Source organism: Novosphingobium sp. 18050, from assembly GCF_902706195.1.
Lineage (GTDB): Bacteria > Pseudomonadota > Alphaproteobacteria > Sphingomonadales > Sphingomonadaceae > Novosphingobium.
This window is the reverse complement of the sequence record NZ_CACSJO010000005.1, coordinates 23,708-41,118: the sequence shown is the minus strand read 5'-3', so window position 1 is coordinate 41,118 and position 17,411 is coordinate 23,708. Positions and strand designations below refer to the sequence as shown.

At 64.2% G+C, this 17,411-nt stretch carries 13 protein-coding genes; 3 read left to right on the top strand and 10 right to left on the bottom strand.

The window, feature by feature from the left end; genetic code table 11:
- Window positions 1–22 precede the first annotated feature (22 nt).
- The 3 genes from GVL61_RS07295 to GVL61_RS07285 all read right to left on the bottom strand — a co-directional run bounded on the left by GVL61_RS07295 (window position 23) and on the right by GVL61_RS07285 (window position 7,598).
- Window positions 23–988 carry a 2OG-Fe(II) oxygenase gene (locus GVL61_RS07295; protein ID WP_159978513.1) on the bottom strand — a complete coding sequence of 322 codons (966 nt, stop codon included), beginning with the start codon at window positions 986–988 and terminating at the stop codon, window positions 23–25.
- 89 nt (window positions 989–1,077) lie between these two features.
- Window positions 1,078–4,260 carry a TonB-dependent receptor gene (locus GVL61_RS07290; protein ID WP_159978511.1) on the bottom strand — a complete coding sequence of 1,061 codons (3,183 nt, stop codon included), beginning with the start codon at window positions 4,258–4,260 and terminating at the stop codon, window positions 1,078–1,080.
- Window positions 4,261–4,550: 290 nt separating this feature from the next.
- Entirely contained in the window at window positions 4,551–7,598 is a 3,048-nt protein-coding gene (locus GVL61_RS07285; RefSeq protein WP_159978509.1) for a TonB-dependent siderophore receptor, read from the bottom strand.
- A gap of 478 nt (window positions 7,599–8,076) precedes the next feature.
- Here GVL61_RS07285 and GVL61_RS07280 point away from each other — a divergent pair, with 478 nt between their 5' ends.
- The 3 genes from GVL61_RS07280 to GVL61_RS07270 all read left to right on the top strand — a co-directional run bounded on the left by GVL61_RS07280 (window position 8,077) and on the right by GVL61_RS07270 (window position 9,868).
- Window positions 8,077–8,862, top strand: a complete 786-nt coding sequence (locus GVL61_RS07280) for an SDR family oxidoreductase (RefSeq protein WP_159978507.1) — start codon at window positions 8,077–8,079, stop codon at window positions 8,860–8,862.
- A gap of 7 nt (window positions 8,863–8,869) precedes the next feature.
- Window positions 8,870–9,526 carry a TetR family transcriptional regulator gene (locus tag GVL61_RS07275; protein ID WP_159978505.1) on the top strand — a complete coding sequence of 219 codons (657 nt, stop codon included), beginning with the start codon at window positions 8,870–8,872 and terminating at the stop codon, window positions 9,524–9,526.
- 81 nt (window positions 9,527–9,607) lie between these two features.
- Window positions 9,608–9,868, top strand: coding sequence for a hypothetical protein (locus GVL61_RS07270; protein ID WP_159978503.1), 261 nt, complete (start codon window positions 9,608–9,610; stop codon window positions 9,866–9,868).
- A gap of 91 nt (window positions 9,869–9,959) precedes the next feature.
- Here GVL61_RS07270 and GVL61_RS07265 read toward each other — a convergent pair whose 3' ends face one another.
- The 7 genes from GVL61_RS07265 to GVL61_RS07235 all read right to left on the bottom strand — a co-directional run bounded on the left by GVL61_RS07265 (window position 9,960) and on the right by GVL61_RS07235 (window position 17,394).
- Window positions 9,960–10,979 (bottom strand): type II secretion system F family protein, encoded by a 1,020-nt coding sequence (locus tag GVL61_RS07265; RefSeq protein ID WP_159978501.1) that lies wholly within the window; start codon window positions 10,977–10,979, stop codon window positions 9,960–9,962.
- A gap of 22 nt (window positions 10,980–11,001) precedes the next feature.
- Window positions 11,002–11,973, bottom strand: coding sequence for a type II secretion system F family protein (locus tag GVL61_RS07260; protein ID WP_159978499.1), 972 nt, complete (start codon window positions 11,971–11,973; stop codon window positions 11,002–11,004).
- Between the two features lie 41 nt (window positions 11,974–12,014).
- Window positions 12,015–13,289 carry a pilus assembly protein CpaE gene (locus tag GVL61_RS07255; protein WP_159978497.1) on the bottom strand — a complete coding sequence of 425 codons (1,275 nt, stop codon included), beginning with the start codon at window positions 13,287–13,289 and terminating at the stop codon, window positions 12,015–12,017.
- A 3-nt stretch (window positions 13,290–13,292) separates the two neighbouring features.
- Entirely contained in the window at window positions 13,293–13,949 is a 657-nt protein-coding gene (locus GVL61_RS07250; RefSeq protein WP_159978495.1) for a CpaD family pilus assembly protein, read from the bottom strand.
- Between the two features lie 14 nt (window positions 13,950–13,963).
- Window positions 13,964–15,529: a type II and III secretion system protein family protein gene (locus tag GVL61_RS07245; RefSeq protein WP_200844820.1), complete on the bottom strand. Its 1,566-nt coding sequence runs from the start codon at window positions 15,527–15,529 to the stop codon at window positions 13,964–13,966.
- Between the two features lie 62 nt (window positions 15,530–15,591).
- Window positions 15,592–16,602 (bottom strand): Flp pilus assembly protein CpaB, encoded by a 1,011-nt coding sequence (cpaB, locus tag GVL61_RS07240; RefSeq protein WP_159978493.1) that lies wholly within the window; start codon window positions 16,600–16,602, stop codon window positions 15,592–15,594.
- Between the two features lie 90 nt (window positions 16,603–16,692).
- Window positions 16,693–17,394, bottom strand: a complete 702-nt coding sequence (locus tag GVL61_RS07235) for a prepilin peptidase (RefSeq protein WP_159978491.1) — start codon at window positions 17,392–17,394, stop codon at window positions 16,693–16,695.
- Window positions 17,395–17,411 lie beyond the last annotated feature (17 nt).

The window sequence follows — 17,411 nt, the reverse complement described above, 5'->3', positions numbered from 1 at the left end:
ATAGTCCCGTCCGCTGTCTGTTTCAGCGGGGATTCCACACGTCGTAGGGCCGCGCCCTGATCCACCGGGTTGCCGCCCATTTCGCGCCTTGCCGGATCGGCAGGCCGGCGTGGCGGCTTCTCGGGTCCGGGGTGCCGTCCGGCAGGACATTGTCGAAGGCAACGGCATCGCCCCCGCCGCCCGCGACCGACAGGCGTGAGAGTGCGAAGTGCGTTTCGCCGCCCGCATATCCCGAGTTGAGATACATGAGCGCCGTCTTGATCCGCTGATTGGGCTCATGCGGAAGCGTATCGACATGATCGCGATATTGCTGGCCGGGTGCATAATGGAGCACGTTTAGCGGCTCGCCCTGCTCCACCGCAGTTCCGGTAGCGGTAGCCAGACGTCGCATGATCGCCTGCAAGGGCAGGGTTTCGCGAGTAGGCCCGAGAACGGCGGCGGACGAGGTTCGAACCGGGTGATCCATCATCCTTCCCGTTCGTGGATCGGCCACGACGGAAGGGGCTAGCAGATCGCTGACGGACATGGCCACATGTGCGCATTCGGCCGGTGTCAGGAAAGCACGCCAACGGCGCACCGTATAGTCTTTGCCCAGTATTTCAGGATCGGGCAGCTCCGCCGGATCGCCGTTCGCGTCCAGCTCCATGGCGCCGAGAAGTGCGAGGTCATCGCGGGCTGGGCCCCCGAACCGCTCTGCAGCATTGCGCAGCAAAACGAGCGCCCCCTGCCAGTCGCGGGCGCTTCCGGTACCGTTGGCGGTCAGCGCCGCCTCTACCAGACTGGCGTCTTCGTTGCCGGCCTCGCGCGCCGCTCGCAGGAGTCGGCGCGCTTCGACCAGGTCCCGTGGGAGGAGGCGCCCGGCAAGCGTCCAGTGGGCCAGGAGGTTGAGGGCGTCTGCGTCGTCTCCGGCATCGCGGGCGATGGCTATCGCATCAGCTGTCGCTCCGCGTTCAAGTGCGCGGTTGGCTCGGTCACTATGTTGGCTCATGAGGCTTTCATGGCCTGCCGAACGGGCAAAGAAAAGGGGCAGCGGGATAGCCCGCCGCCCCTTCGTCAAGGCATTGCCGATCGAAACGATCAGAAGTTGGCAGTGATGCCTGCGTAGAAGTAACGACCAAGGTTCGGGTAGACACCCGAGCCGCTGCCGACGCCGGTCAGGCCGTACGGAGGCATCTTGTTGAAGACGTTGTCCGCGCCGACGTAGAAGTCGAAGTCCTTGTTGATGGAGTACTGCAGTCGCACGTCGTGGTAGAAGACGTCCGGGTACTTCTTGATCGGAGCATAGTCTTCGTTCTGCGGCGGGCTGCCGTTGAGCGCGTTATAGTCCTCGTACGTATTCAGGTACATCTTGTCGATCCAGCGCAGGCCGTAGCTGAACTTGATCGGGCCGGTCTGGAACGAAGCGTTCAGGGTCACCTCATCCGAAGGATCGTTCAGTTCGTCCAGGAAGCGGTCCTTGAAGGTCGGATCGCTGGGGTCGGTGAACGAGTCGTTCTGGAGGTAGTGTGTCCAGTACGCCGCGAGCGTCAGGCGGCCGAAGTCGAACGTGTGATCATAGTTGATCTGCGTATCGATACCGCGAACCTTCAGCTTCGCGAAGTTCGCCTGCGACTGCAGGAGCGAGCCTTCGAGAATCTGGAAGGCGACTTCGCCGTTCGGGCCGCCTCCGGCACCGGCGCGCTGGAACAGTCCGCAGAACGGGTTGCTCAGCGTTGCCGAGTCGTAGCAAAGGTTGGCGATCGTCTGCGCGTCGACCGACGAGATGACGTTATTGACCTTGATGTTCCAGTAATCGACCGAGATCGACAGGCCCGGGACCCAGCGGGGCTGGATGACGGTGCCGACGGTGATCGAGTCGGAGGTTTCCTGCTTCAGGTTGGGGTTACCGCCGCTCACGATCTCGAGCGACTGAGAATAGACGAAGTCGTAACCGGCCGGACGGCCAGCTGCGTTGCAGTTCGCGAGGCGGTTCGCGGAACCGGTTGCGAGGTTGCGGTCAGAGCAGGGATCGACGAAGAGCGGTGCGAAGTTCTGGCCCTGTGCCGAATAGAGCTCGGACAGGTTCGGCGCGCGAACCGAGCGCGAGTAGGTGCCACGGAACTTGATGTCGCGGACGGGGCTCCAGATCGCTTCACCACCGTACGTGTAGACGGTGCCGGTCGCACCGGCGTAGTCCGAGATACGGCCGTTACCGCGCAGGCTCAGGTCCTGGAAGAACGGCTTGTCGGCAAGAAGCGGCAGCAGGATTTCGCCGTAGGCTTCCTTCACCTTGAATGCCGGTGCGTTGAAGGTCGGGATAGCGTTGTAGAACGCATAGCCTTCCTGCGTCAGGTCGTCGAGGTCGTAGGCAACCGTCTCGCGGCGATATTCACCGCCAACCGAGAAGGCGACCGGACCGCCTGGCAGGTTGAAGAACGAGCTGGTGTCACCCGACATGAAGCCCATCAGGTCGAGCTGGGTCATTTTGCCGCGCGCCATGCTGTCGACGAGGATGTAGTCCTTCGCAGCCTGGCTGACCGAACCCTGGCCGAACGGGTTCAGCGGAACGCAGGAAGCGATGTCGCCTGCGAGACGCGGATCGCCCCTTGTCGTGCCCGTGATGTAGGAAATCCCGGCAGCCGGATTGACCTGCGAACGGCAGACGATGTTGCCGGCCGCATCACGCGTCGAATCGAGCGCCAGCAGGTAGCGCTGAACGTTCACGTTGCCGCGGATGATGTTGGATTCCTTGTGCTCGCCGTAGTTGGCGGACAGTTCGTAATGCCAGTCATCGTTGAAATCGCCGCGGACGCCGGCGACAATGCGGTAGGTTTCGCGCTGAATCTCTTCGTCGCGGTTGCCGAAGTCCGTCCAGTTGCGGCGCAGGTTGAACTTGTACGTGCCGGCAGCAATTGCGGCGCGCTGCGCGGCGAGCTGTGCGGCAGCGGTGGTCGTGACGTTGCCGTTAGCATCCAGAATGTCCGCGAACGAGGTGCCGTTGACGTTGCCGGGCGTCGCCAGGAAAGCCTGGGTCAGAACGTCGCGGGCCTGGGCGCTAAGGTACGGGTTGTCCAGACGGACACGTTCACGGCCGCCGGGATCGCCCAGGGTGGTGCCCTGCGAGAAGAACGGACCGCTCTGCGAGCCGCGGGCTTCGGTGCGGCTGTACTTTGCTTCGAAGAACGGAACGAGTGCCGGAGTGACTTCGAAGTGGCCGGTCAGGTTGGCGGTATAGCGCTTCAGGTCGGGCGAGAGCGCAAGCAGCTGGCCTTCGCGGTTGGTGGCGCCGTTGCCGCCCTGGAAGTTGCCGTTCGGGCCGATGCCGATGCGTTCACCGGTCTGCGGGATGAGCGTGCCATCCGGCTGGAACAGATAGGTGCAGCTGAAGTTCGACACGTTGTTGCCGCAGCGCGAGCTGGAACCCTGGCCGACTGCAACAAGACCGCCCAGCGAAATGGTGGCGGAGCGGACGTCGGTGTAGAACGTGCGGTCGGGAATGCCGTCGGAACCGTTGAGCGCACCAGCGGGATCGGTGTCTGTGACGACGAAGGCCTGGTTGCGGGCGAGGCCCGGGCGGCCCGAGGCGTAGAAATCGTCGGAGTGCGAGAATTCACCCGAGAAGGTGATGTTGCCGCGGCCATCGGCGAAGTTCTTGCCCGCAAGGATCGAGGCGTACTGCTTGCCGGCATCGCCATACTTGGAAATGCCGTTCTGCGCGCGCAGCTTCAGACCTTCGTAGTCTTCCTTGAGAACGAAGTTCACGACGCCGGCAATTGCGTCCGAGCCGTAGACGCCCGAAGCGCCGCCGGTGACGACATCGACGCGGTCGATGAGGTCGGCGGGGATCGTGTTGACGTCAACCGAGGTGCCGTTGACCAGGATGTCGCTGCCCACGTGACGACGGCCGTTGACCAGGACCAGGGTGCGCTGCGTGCCCAGACCGCGAAGGTCGAGCAGGTTCAGGCCGCGCGTACCGAGGAAGCGAGTCGAGTTCGCCTGGCTGTAGGTGCTGCGCAGCTGCGGCAGTTCGTTCAGCTGGTCGCCAACCGAGAGGTTGCCCGAGCTGAAGATCTGCTCACCCGTGACGATGGCGACGGGGTTGGCCGACTGCAGATTCGGGGTGGAGATGCGCGATCCGGTGACGACGATTGAATCGGCGGTGGTGGCATCTTCAGCTGCCTGAGCTGCCGTGTCCTGAGTAGCGGCGTCCTGTGCGTATGCGTTGCTGCCCAGCAGCGCAATCGAAAGACAGGTCGCCCCGCGGAGGGCGGCCTTGGTCATTGTGGCTTTCACTTAGTGTGTCCCCTTATTGCATTCGGACCCCGGAAAAGATCCGAAGATCCCTCCGCTGCGCGGTCAGGATCAATGAGGCCATCCTGCCCAAGAGTCGCGGAACTGCAACACTATCTGCAACATGGGTGCAATTTTCCTCCCAAAGAGTTGTAACATTACAACAAGTCAGCGGAATTGTTGCGACTATGTTGCACAGCACGCAAGGGATGATCGAAGCCATAAAAAAAGGGGCGGCCGCTTGCGCGAACCGCCCCTCATTTCAGGTCTGGCTGGTGACTTTAGAAGTCGACCTTGGCGCCGACGCGGAAGTAGCGGCCCATGAAGAGACGGTCCGACCAGGCCGGGTTGAACTGGTACAGGCCATAACCGGCGTTCGGGTCGTACTTCGGCTTGCCGTCGAGGACATTGAGCATGTCGAAGTAGAACTTGAACTGGTCGGCAACCTTGATTTCGCCGTGGGCGTCGAGGTTGAAGACCGACTTCGCATGGCACTGCACGGGATCGCCGTTGTCGTAAGACACCAGCTGGCCGCTGTCGGCGCTGCGCTGGCAGTCCTTGTAGAAGCCGCCAGCATCCGAGGACGTTGCCGAGTACCCGCTGGTGTAGCTGGCGGTCAGGGTGAAGCTGGCCTTGTCGTTGAAGTCCAGCGTGTTCTGCCAGGTGGCGCGGAAGCGCGGGGCGCCCGAGCACGAGGTCAGGTTGCAGCCGCCCAGCGAGCCATCATAGCGCCAGGTCGTGCCATCGTCGTTCTCCTGCTGGAGGCGGAGCAGGTACGAAGCGGTCGCCTTACTGCGCAGCGAGACGGTGTCGGTCAGGTTGAAACGGCCATCCGCCGAGAAGTCGATGCCCTTGCCGAGCAGCGAGTTCTGGTTCTGGAACGAGCTGATGATCTCGCCCAGCAGCGGCAGTGCGCTCAGGTTCTGCGGATCGGGCGCACCCTGGCTGACCTCGATGCCCGGAATGTTAACGACGCCGTTGTTGGTGTAGTACTGGCTGTAGATGTCGTCGCTGGCGCTGGCGCTGGCGATCAGGTTGTTGATCTTCGTGCGCCAGTAGTCGAGCGTCAGGGTGATCCTGCGCGTCGGCTGCACCACGATTCCCATGGTGTACGAGGTCGACTTTTCTGCCTTCAGGTCAGGGTTGCCCGAAGAGGTGATGCCGGGGTTGTAGCCTCCCGCATAATACGCGGTGTTGCTGGCGTGAGCGGCGCAGAATGCAGCGTAAGTCGCGTCGTTGCAGTTGATCTGTGCGGCGGTGTAGCCGGTGGAAGGCAACTGGAAGGACTCGTTCAGGTTCGGGGCACGGAAGCCCTTCGAGAACGTGCCGCGCAGCTTTACCTGCTCGATCGGGGTGAATTCCGCTTCGAACTTGGGTGCGAAGTTCTTCTGACCTGTCGAGTAGTGGTCGTAGGAACCGTCGAGCTTGAAGCGGAACTGGTCGACGACCGGAACCGAGATTTCATACGAAGCGGACCAGATGTCGCGGTTGCCCTTCACGCCCACGGCGTTGATGCCGTAGTAACGCGCTGCCGGGTTGTCGTCGTTCGGGGCGTTGGAGCTGGGGTTGTTGATCGACTCGTAACGGTACTGGCCCGCGACGGCGACGTTCACGAAACCGCCGGGAAGCTCGAACACGTCCTTGTTGAGCGTTGCAATGACCTGGGCAAGCTTCGAGGTCGAGCGCTTGTTCTGGTCACGGAAGACGATCTGGTTTGCGGCTTCGGAATTGGCCGAGGGATCGACGAAGTTGTAGGTGCCCTGGGCAACGGCGTCCATCAGCCCCTGAAGGTAGATGTAGCCGGTGTTCTTGACGTCCAGCGTGACCTCGGACGCGGTGGCGCCGAGCGAGTAGTTCCAGCCCTGGCCGAAGCTGCCGTTGATGCCGGCCGAAGCGCGGTAGGTCTTGGCGTCGGTGAAGGTTTCACGCGGACGGTCAGGCCGACCGGTGAGGAGGGCGAGGTTGCCATCAGCCGCAAACGGATTGTTGGGGTTGAGCGTGCCGTTCGCAGCGTTGCAGCCCGATGCGATCAGGTTGCCGCCGACGACCGACGAAGTGCCGTTGGCGCAGACATAGGCCGGCAGCAGAATCTGGCTGACGGTGACGCGGTCGCCGCCGGCAGCGGTACGGTCAGCCCATGCCGAGTTCTGCGAAAGGTTCGAGGTCTTCACGTTGTAGTAGTTGAACATGAAGAACGCTTCGGCGTCGGAACCAACCTTGGCGGTCGCGCGAAGGGTGGCGCCCTTACGCTCGATCTTGGCGTTGTACATGCTGTAGTCGTTCACCAGGTCCTGCTGGCAGGCGACCGAGGGTGCGACGGGGACGCCGGTGGTCGCGTTGGCCGTTCCGGCCTGCTGCTCGGGGGTCAGCGTGACCGAGTCCAGGCGGCCGCAACCGGCGCCCGGGTTAAGCAGCTGGTTCGGAGCCAGGCCGAAGTAGTTGCCGTTGGCATCAGGCGTAGCCGAGACCGGCTGGACGAAATTGATGATCGTCGACTGGAAGCCGTTGTAGCTGCCATCGGCCTGGATGCCGTTGCGGATGCTGTTGGGAAGGCAGCCCTGCTCGGCGGTACCGCAGATCGAGCTCTGGTCGGCGGTGTTGAATGGTGCGCCGCGATCGCGCAGGAACATCTTGGCGTTACGCTGATATTCGACGTTCGCGTAGATGTTGAAGCCCTGCTCATCGAGATCGCCGTAGCCGTAAGTGGCGTTCAGGCGCTGTTCGCCGCCATCGCCGCGCTGCGAGATGCCCAGCGAGCCATCGAGGTGCAGGCCGGTGATCTGGCGCTTGGTGATGACGTTGATGACGCCTGCGATGGCGTCAGAGCCGTACGTTGCCGAAGCGCCGTCGAGCAGGGTGTCGACGCGGTCCACGATCGAGCCGGGGATGCTGTTGATGTCGACGATGTTGCGCTGGGTGTCGTCTGCCAGCGGGTAGTAGGCGGTGCGCATGCCGTCGAACAGCGTGAGCGTGTAGGAGTTGTTGAAGCCGCGCAGCGAAGGGGCGGTGGCGCCGGTGGTGAAGCCGTTGGCCGACCAGCTGGCGGGAATGGTGCCGGCGTTGTTGGCGGTCAGCGTCTGGAGCGCGTCGGCAACAGTGGTGATGCCGCGCTTGCTGAGGTCATCCGAAGTAATGGAAACGACCGGCGATGCTGTGGCGGCCGCCGGGTTGCGCGTGATCGAGCCGGTGACGACAATGGTGTTGGAATCGTCGACCGCGTCGGCCGCCTGGGGGGCGGCGTCCTGCGCATAGGCAGTTCCGCAAAGCAGCGCGAGCGCACCAAGGCTCGTCGCGCCGCGAAGGGCGCCCTTGTGAATGGATGTCTTCAACGTTTGTGTCCCTTGTGGCTTCGTTCACTTGCCAGGGAGCGTGACCAGACCCGGCAAATGACACGTTGCAGCTTCGGGTACTTTCCGCACCTCGACGCCATGGCCGGGGCTTCTCGCGCCGGGGGGGGCTGCTTTCAATGGATTTTGCCTGAGGAATTAAATTGCGTTCATCGTTGTTGCAATGTGGCAACATACACCCTCGCTCGGGTGTGGATAATCGCGGAAAATCAACGCTTCGAAAGCGTGTGTGGTACATAATAGAGTGTCGCATTTTGGGTCGGTTCGTTTTGATTGTTACGTTTGGCATCGCCTGGGGGAAATCCTGTTGCGTAACTGGTACTGTGTCCCACAAGCGCATTGACCGCGCTTCATTGCCCGCTTAACCGGGCGATTAAATAGGCCGAGCGAAAAGGTTGCCCGGGCTGTCTGGAACGGCATACGGGCCGTCTCATGAAATCTGGCCAAAAGGATCATCGGGATGAAGCTTGATAGCAGCATGGCCGCCGTCGTGACCGGCGCGGCATCGGGGTTGGGCGCTGCAACGGCGCGTGCGCTTGCGGCGAATGGCGTGAAGGTTGCGATCTTCGATCTCAATGCCGAGGCGGGCGAGGCCCTGGCTGCGGAGATCGGCGGCGTGTTCTGCGCGGTCAACGTCACCGACGAGGACAGCGTTGTCGCAGGCTTCGCCAAGGCGCGCGCTGTGCATGGGCAGGAGCGGGTGCTGGTCAACTGCGCCGGCATCGCGCCTGCGGCCAAGACCGTTGGCAAGAACCGTGAAACCGGCGAGCCGCGTGCGCACGACATGGCGCTGTTCGAAAAGGCTATCGCCATCAACCTTGTCGGCACGTTCCGCTGCATCAGCAAGTCGGCCGCAGGCATGTCGACGCTGGAGCCGCTCGACGAGGCCGGTTCGCGGGGAGCCATCGTCAATACAGCGTCCGTCGCGGCGCAGGACGGGCAGATCGGGCAGGCCGCCTATGCTGCCTCCAAGGGCGGCGTGCTGGCGATGACGCTGCCCGTCGCGCGCGATCTCATGAGCGAGGGTATTCGCGTCAACACCATCCTGCCGGGCATCTTCGAGACGCCGATGATGGCCGGCATGCCGCAGGGCGTGCAGGACGCGCTCGCTGCGATGGTGCCGTTCCCCAAGCGGCTAGGCAAGGCGGATGAATACGCCAAGCTGGCGCTGTTCCTGCTGGAACACGACTATATGAACGGCGAATCCGTGCGTCTTGACGGTGCGATTCGCCTGGGGCCGAAGTAAGGTTGCGATGAAGGAGCGTTCCGCCTCGCCGAATGGCCCGGCATCGGGTGACGTCGCTGCACCTCCGGGGGCACGGGAGTTGCTGCTCGACACCGCAAGCGCGATCATGCGTGACGGCGATGTGGTCGACATTTCGCTGTCCGAACTTTCGCTGCGGTCCGGGCTGAATTCGGCGCTGGTGAAGTACTACTTCGGCAACAAGGCAGGGCTTCTGAAAGCGCTGCTCGACCGCGACTGGCAGGCCATCGTCAGCAGCGTCGACGCGCTTGTCGCCAAGGACGAGTGGGAACCGGAGGCCAAGCTGCGGCGGCACTTGTGGAAGGTCGTCGATACTTTCTACGAAGTGCCTTACCTCAACCGCCTGACGATGCGCATGGTGCGCGAGAGCGACGATGCCGAGGCGCGCCGCATCGCCGACTGCTATCTCTCGCCGATCTACCGTGCTTACGAGCAGCTGATCGGCGACGGGGTGAAGGCGGGCGTGTTCCGCGAGATCGACCCGCAGCTGTTCTACTTCACCGTCACCGGGGCGGTGGACCGCTTCTTCTCGGCGCGGCTGGTGCTCAAGCACTGTTTCGATCAGGATTCGCTGACGGAAGAACTGCGCGACCGCTACCGCGAGCATACCATCGACATCATCATGGCGGGTATCCTTGCGCGCTGAGAAGAGCCGGAGCCGGTATCTGCGGATCGGTGGCAGCTATCCTGCTGCCGGCCGCGTGCCGGGCTGACGGGGAAGGCTGCAATGGCCCGGAAAAAGCGCTACCTCACCGCGACGATGCCTGATGGCTATGTCAAGACCATCGGCCCTACTGGCGATCCTCTCACGCATTACTGGCGAGTGGTGGCGCAGTTGCAGAACGGCAAGACCGAAGTGTTCTGGGGCCATGCGCGCTCGCTGGCAGAGGCGAAGAAGAAGCGGGCCGCTCTGGACGACGCAGCGCGAATGCGCGGCTGGCTAAGCTTCGTGTTCGAGATCGCGGATCTGGTGGAAACGCCGGTTTAGGTAAAGCGGCCCTTGGTCGTCACCCCGGCATTCACTGAGGTGACGACCGGGGCAAACTACAGCTTATGCCACATTGCTCGAGCCTCGCTGATCAGCCCGGCTTGGCCGGGTGCGGGTCGCCCCCGGAGAAAGCGTCGCCGATCGAGCAGGCGGCCGGGCCAAGGATCACCACGAAGAGCGTGGGCAGGATGAACAGGATCAGCGGCACGGTCATGATCGCAGGCAGGCGCGCGGCCTTTTCCTCGGCGCGCATCATGCGCTCGTTGCGGAATTCCGCCGACAGCACACGCAGTGCCGAAGCGAGCGGGGTGCCGTAGCGTTCCGTCTGCACCATGGTCGTGACCACGCCTTTCACCGCTTCCAGATTGACGCGGTAGGCGAGGTTCTCGAACGCCTGTCGGCGCTCGTGAAGGAACGACAGTTCGATCGATGTCATCGAGAATTCGTCGCCCAGTTCTGGGTAGGCGCGGCCCAGTTCGCGCGAGACGCGCTCGAAGGCAGCGTCGACGGTCAGGCCGGCTTCGGCGCAGATCACCAGAAGGTCGAGTGCATCGGGCAAACCCTTGCGGATAGCATCGGTGCGCTTGGTGATCAGGTTCTTGATGAAGACGTCAGGCCCCTTGTAGCCCGCCAGTACCATGGCCGCGAAGCCCATGAACTTCTTGAAAGAACTCCATTCCGGGAAATAGTCGATCCCGTAGATCACCAGTGCGGCGAGGGCGCCCAGCACGATCGGCGCGACGAGGCGCGCGAAGACGACCGCGACGGCCCACTCCTTGTTGCGGATGCCGGCCTGGGCCAGCTTCTGCTGGATCTCCTTGATCTGGCTGTCCTGCAGCATCTTGGCGCCGCCCAGGAACGCGCCCATCTTGTCGGTGGTGTCGTTGCGGCGCACCAGGCTCTGGCGTTTGCGGGCAGTCGTGGTCAGGCCCAGCTTGAGGGCCTCGCGGCGCTGGTTGAGGGCCTTGACGCGCTTTGCCATCGGATCGCGGATGGTGATCGCGGAATAGATCGCGAGGATCACCGCAGCAGCGGCAACCACGGACAGCAGCGTGCCGACGAGCGTAACGTCGAAGCCGAGGAGGGTGGGACCTGCGGGTTGGTCGAGCATGGGTGTTGTCCTGCCTTCTCGATCAGATTTCGAAGCTGACCATCTTGGCCATGATGAAGGCGCCGATGCCCATCCAGATCGCGCCGCCCATGCCGGCGACCATCAGGCGTTCGTCGACCATGAATTCGCCGATATACTTGGGGTTTACCCAGTAAATCATGATGGTCACGATGAAGGGCAGCGAGCCGACGATATAAGCCGAAGCCTTGGATTCCGAACTCATCGCGCGGATCTTGAGCTTCATCTGCGCGCGCTTGCGCAGGACGTCGGAGAGGTTGGCCAGCGTCTCGGCGAGGTTACCGCCGGTTTCGCGCTGGATCGCCAGGGTGATGCAGAAGAAGTTGAATTCGGAAATGCCAAGGCGGTCGGCGGTTTCCTGGAGGGCGTCCTCCATGGTCTTACCCACTTTCATGCGGTCGGTGACGAGCTTGAACTCCTCGCCGACGGGGCCGGGAACTTCCTGCGAGACGATCGTCAGCGTTTCCGACACCGGCAGGCCCGAGCGCAGGCCGCGCACGAGCAGGTCGATGGCATCGGCGAACTTGATGGTGAAGGCGTTGGTGCGCTTCTTGACGAAATAGTTCAGCACCATGTGCGGCAGACCGGCCCCCACGAAAGCGCCGAAGGCCAGCCCGAGGAACAGCGCTCCGGTCTTCAGGAATACGAGCAGCGCGATGGCGCTGCCCAGACCGACCGAGCCGTAAAGATACTGCTTGATCGTCCACTTCTTGCCCGAGCGGTTCAGGCGCAGCGCCAGCGCTTCCGTCCGCGATCCGGAGCCGGCGATGTGGTGGCCCTTGGGCTTGCGTGCGGCCACGGCCCTGCGCATCTGCGCTTCGAGCCGGTCGCTGCCGTTTGCCGAATGCCGGAAGCGCACCGACTTCAGGCGGCGCGTCGATTCCTTGGCCGGCGAGGGCCCCGAAAAGGCTGCCCAGATCAGCAGCAGCACGCCGGAAAGGCCCGCTGCGACCGTGATGAGCTGGAGAAAGTTCATAGCCGTGCCGTGCCTTTACGCCCGAGCCTGCCTGCGGCGCATCACTGCGCCGAGGCCTGCGCCTTCTTCTTCGCCTTGGGCATCATCGACTTGAAGTCGATCTTGCCCAGCAGCGACGTCTTGCCTCCCGAAACCACGTTATCGTCGCCGGTGTCGGCGATGCTCCGGGCCAGTTCGCACATCACCGAACCGGCCTTGCTGGTGCGGTTGGCATCGGCGAACGTCTGGCCCAGTTTGGCGGCCATCGAAGCGGACTTGAGGTCATAGGGGATCAGGAGGTCGATCTTGGCTTCGATCGAAGCTTCGAAATCGGCCTTGCTGATTTCGGCCAGCGCGGTCTGCACCTTGTTGGCGACGATGATGATACGGGTCTGGGGCGCATTGCTCTTGAACCAGGACAGCATGCGGATCGAATCGCGGGCCGAGGCCAGCGTCATCTCGGCGACAAGCACGATCACGTTCACGTTGGCGACCAGCTGAGGGAAGTTGATCAGCATGTTGCGCGGCATGTCGATGACGGTCATCTCGAAGGCGGAACGGAATTCCTCCTCGAGCTGAACGAAGGCCGAGCCGTCGGTCATCAGCGGGGTGTTGATTGGGGCCTCAGCTGAAAGGATCGCCAGGTTGTCGTTCGCGCGGATCATCGCGCGTTCGATGAAAAGGCCGTCGATGCGGCTGGGGTTCTCGATCGCGTCGGTGAGGCCGCGGCCCGGCTCCAGGTCGAGGCACAGTGCGCCGGTCCCGAAGTGGATGTCGAGGTCGAGCAGCGCGGTCGGCAGCTTGTGGTCGGCGCTGAACAGCCAGGCGAGCGAGGTCGCCAGGGTGGAAGCACCGACGCCGCCGCGCGTGCCGATCACGGCGGTCGAGATGTGCTGCTTGGAGGCGGCTGCGTCATGTACGCGCGGCGCAGCAAACGCGGCCTGTGCATGGGCCAGCGAATCGCGAACGTGCGAGGGCTGCAGCGGCTTGAGCAGGTAGTCGTGGATGCCGCTGGCGATGAGATCGCGGTAAAGGCGCACGTCGTTGACCTGGCCCACCGCGACGACGACCGTGCCCGGCTCGCACACTTCGGCGAGGGCGTTGATGTCACTCAGTGGATCGCCGCTTTCCGACAGGTCGACCAGCAGGATGTTGGGACTGGCGGTGATCGAAAGCGACTGGACGGCGCTACGCAACCCGCCCTTGTGGCACTTCTCCGGCTGCCAGCCGAGGTCGGTGGCAAGCGTGCGCACGACGTCGAGCGAAGCATCGTCGCACAGGAATGCCGCGAACTGGTCGCGTCCGCCGGGGCCGCCGGATTTCCAGGGTGCGTTCATGGCTCAGTTCCCCTTGGTGCCGGTCTGGGCGACGGTGTTGCCCTGGCCGGTCGTAGGTGCGGCGCGATAGGCATCGATGGCCTTGTTCGAGGTCGTCACGACGGTAACGCCGGTATCCCGGGCGCCGTGGATCAGGTCCTCGGGGTTGGCGACCATCGCCGCGATGTTCGCGTTGGTCGCGCAGCCGTAGTTGGTGGACAGGCCGTTGGTCGGATTGGCGTCGCTGTTCGCGGACCAGTCCGGGCAGCCGGCCACAGTCGCCTTGAAGCGGGTTATGAACACGCGGGCGGTGCCCGGCGCGACGTAGCCCGCGCTCTGCGGCGTCTGGTCGCTGAGGAAGATGCCGTAGCGCGAGGCGACGGCTTCGACCGCGCCGCGCGTCGCGGGGCTGGCGGCGGGATCGTCGACATAGACGCGGTCGCCGTACTTGAGGCCCATGGCCTCGAACCAGCCGGCAAGGCGGCCCTGTTCGCCGTAGGCGAGGCCGCTGGCGTTGCCGCCGCCCGTGGTCAGGTCGAGCGTGTAGTCGGTCCTCTCGACCACCGGCTGGTGAACCGATTCCATCGAGCGGTTGGACGGGACGCCGGTGCAGCCTGCGAGGGCGAGAGCCAGCATGGGCGCGAGGATGAGCCCGGCGGGAGCGAATTTGAGCTGTCGCATGGAGTTCACCTTTCTCACTTCAGGCTGAAGCCGGGCTTGGCGGTATCGCCCGACGTGGTGCGCGAGGGGGCCTTGCTCTCGGCCGCGCCGAGGCCGGGGGCCGGTGCAGGGCTGGCGGGCGCCTGCGTCGGTCGGGGGCGCTTGGTGCCGCTGACGCCGTCACTGGCCATGTTGCCCAGCAGGCGCTGGAGTTCGTTGGGCGAATTGAAGCCGTCGGTCGGCAGCGCGATCTGCGAGCCGTCCACCGGATTGACGAGGTAGGGAGTCACCACGATCACCAGTTCGGTCTCGCCGCGCTTGTAGCCGGTCGAACGGAATAGCGAGCCGAGGATCGGCAAGTCGCCGGCGCCGGGCATCTTCTGGATCGAGTTGGCGGTGTTGTTGCTGAGCAGGCCGGCGATCATGAAGCTCTGGCCCGAGCCGAGTTCAACGGTCGTCTCGGTGCGGCGTACCGTCAGCGCGGGGATCGTGTAACCGCCGAGCGAGACGGCGCCCTGGGTCGACAGTTCCGACACTTCCGGGCGCACACGCATGGAGATGCGGCCATTGGCGAGCACGGTGGGCGTGTAGCTGAGACTGACGCCGTACTTGCGGTACTCAACCGAAGTCGCGCCGAGGCCCTGGCTGATCGGAATCGGGTATTCGCCGCCGGCGAGGAAGTCGGCGGTTTCGCCCGAAAGCGCGGTCAGGTTAGGCTGCGCCAACGTGCTGACGAGGCCGATGGTCTCGCCCGCGTCGAGCGCGCTGAGCAGGTTCAGGCCCAGCAGCTTGCCGGCAAAGCCGAGGGTCGTGCCGGTCGACGTTGCGGTCACGTCGGAGCCGGGAAGGCTGGCGAGTTCGCCAGTGATCGGGTCTATCCCCACCTGCGCAGTCGCGCCGGTGCCCACGCCGAGCACGCGGCCTGTGTTGAACTGGGTGCCGATCGAGCCACCTTGTCCGACACCGAACTTGAAGCCACCCGTCGAGTCCAGCGTTGCCAGCTTGACGCTCAGCGACTTGACCAGCGAACGGCTGACTTCGGCGATGCGCACCTGCAGGTTGACCTGCAGTGGTGTCGCCAGGCGCAGACGGCTGATGATGTTGGCGTCCTTGCCGGAATAGGCCTTGACGAGGCGCTCCGCCTCGGCGGCGTCATCCGGGTTGCGGACGGTGCCGGTCAGCAGGAAAGTGCTGGAACCCATGGTCGAAACCGCGATCTTCGCCTCGGGCATCGCCAGGCGCAGCATCGAATCGACGCTGTCGAGGTTGGAGCCCACGCGGACCGTGCCGGACCAGACCACTGCGCCTGCCGCATTACTGGCGTAGACGGTCGTGGTGCCGCCGCCCTTGCCGAAGACGTAGAGCTGGCGGGCCGACTTCACCTGCACGTCCGCCACCGAATCGTTGGCGACGAACACGTCGGTCATGGCGCCCGCCACGTTGACGAGCTGGCCGTTGCCGATCGACAGCGTGATGTCCTGCGCCGGGCGCACGACCGACGGACTTGCTGACTGGGCACCCGCCGGCGCGGCGATGCCGGCTGCCAGGGGCGTGATCGCGCAGGCGGCAACCAGTATGCTCTTGAGAAGAGTGGGCTTCATCGTGGTGCCCCCAAAGGCGGTGGAACGGGCGGCAAAGCGCCGCTGCATGTGGCGAATGGTCATCACGGCTTACCCACGGGTTCTTCGGTGGTTTCCTTGCCGCGCGTGACGCGCACCACAGGTCCGGTCCGCACTGGCTGGCCGCTCGCAGAGACAACCTGAGGGGCAGAGCCGGTGACCGGGGCAGGCACGGAGGCAGTGGGCATGGTCGAGCGCTGGAAGCGCGAGACGTCGCCGCCGGTGACGTATGTGGTGTTGCCTTCGAGCGGCTTGCCCATCGCCTGCTTCATCAGCGATTCTTCCTGCTCGCGGGTCGCGCCTTCGGGAACCTTGACGTCGCCGTTGGCGAGGATGCGTTCGAATTCGCCCTGGTTGTCGGCGATGGCGCGCAGCGACAGGCTGATCTCGCCGATCTCCTGCGCTACGGCGACCTTTTCGGCGATGCGCGGGGTGACTTCGAGCGTGACGGTGCGGAAGGCATGAACCACGGTCTTGCCTTCGACCACTTCGCTGTCGGTGGCCTGATCGGTGGCGAGCACGCGCAGGTTGCGAAGGATCGTCTCGGCGGTGCGCAGCGAATCGCCGCTGCCTTCGCCCTTCACGTCCTGGGTGAGCATGAGGTCGACGCGGTCGCCCGGAAACACGAAGCCACCAACGCCGGTCTTTGCGGAAACAGGGATGGTGATGGCGCGCATGCCGGGGGCCAGCGCGGCGGCAAGGAAGCCGCGGTCACCGGGTGCGACGAGCGCGCCCTGAGTGAGCGGCTGGCCTGCGGTGATCGGGAAGCGCACCACGGTGCCGAGCAGCTTGGACATGTCGGCCTCGCCCTCGATGTAGTAGGCGTCCTTCACCAGTTCGTCCGGCCAGCCCTGGAAGGACACCGAATCGGCGGTGATGATCGTCCCCACCGGCAGCGCGCGCTGGGCGACAAGGACCTTGGGGCCCTTGGGCTGCGCGGCCACGGCTTCGGCCTGCGGCGCGGCGCCGCCAGCGAACATCGACCTTGCTGCAAACGCGGTGAATGCTGCGATGAGCAGCGCCACTGCGAGCAGCACCACCTTCTTCCTGTCCATGGCTGGATAAGCCCCTTGAAAAACCCCGAATCTCAGTAAGCCTTATCGGGTAAATTGGTTAAGAACGGGTTCACCCCGTTGAGGCGCGCGTCAGGCTGCGAAACGGGCCGCGACAAGCGTCTGCGCGCCCATCACCCAAAGCCCGGCGGCGGCGATGGCGATGCCGTAAGGAATCTCGAGCCGCGATTTCTGGCGGCGCATCATGTGGCGCAGGCCCGCCATGAACAGCACCAGGATCACGATAGCGCCCAGCGCCAGCACCCAGACCCCCGGCAGTCGGTCGAACAGTGCCGAGATGGTTTCTTCGCTGACGATCGGACGGCCGGTGGCCACGGCGAATACCACTGCGCAGGCAGCCCATACCCAGGCAAGCGCCGCGACTCCGGCAAGCGCGTCGCGCAGCGATTCGCCGGGCTCGCGCTTCATGTTGAGAGCGGCCATCGCGATCGAGCCGCCGCCGCCCAGAAGCGCCATCAGTACCACCAGGTCCCAGAAGCTGGACGGCGTGAACCACAGCGCCAGCGCGCCCAGCAGCTTTACATCGCCGCCGCCCATCTGGCCGGTCGCGAACAGCAGGCAGGCAACCGCGAAAGTCACGGCGGCGAGGGCAAGCTGGAACGCGATGTCGAGCGGGCCCAGGCCCATCGCCAGCCACCACAGCGGAGCGGCCAGCGCGATGGTCATGTTGAGCCAGTTGTTGATCTCGCGCCGGCGCAGATCGGTCAGCGCCGCGGTGAGCAGCGCCGTTGCCAATGCGGCCAGCAGCAGATACGAAAAAACGGCGCCCGTCATGCGTTTGTCCCTTTGGA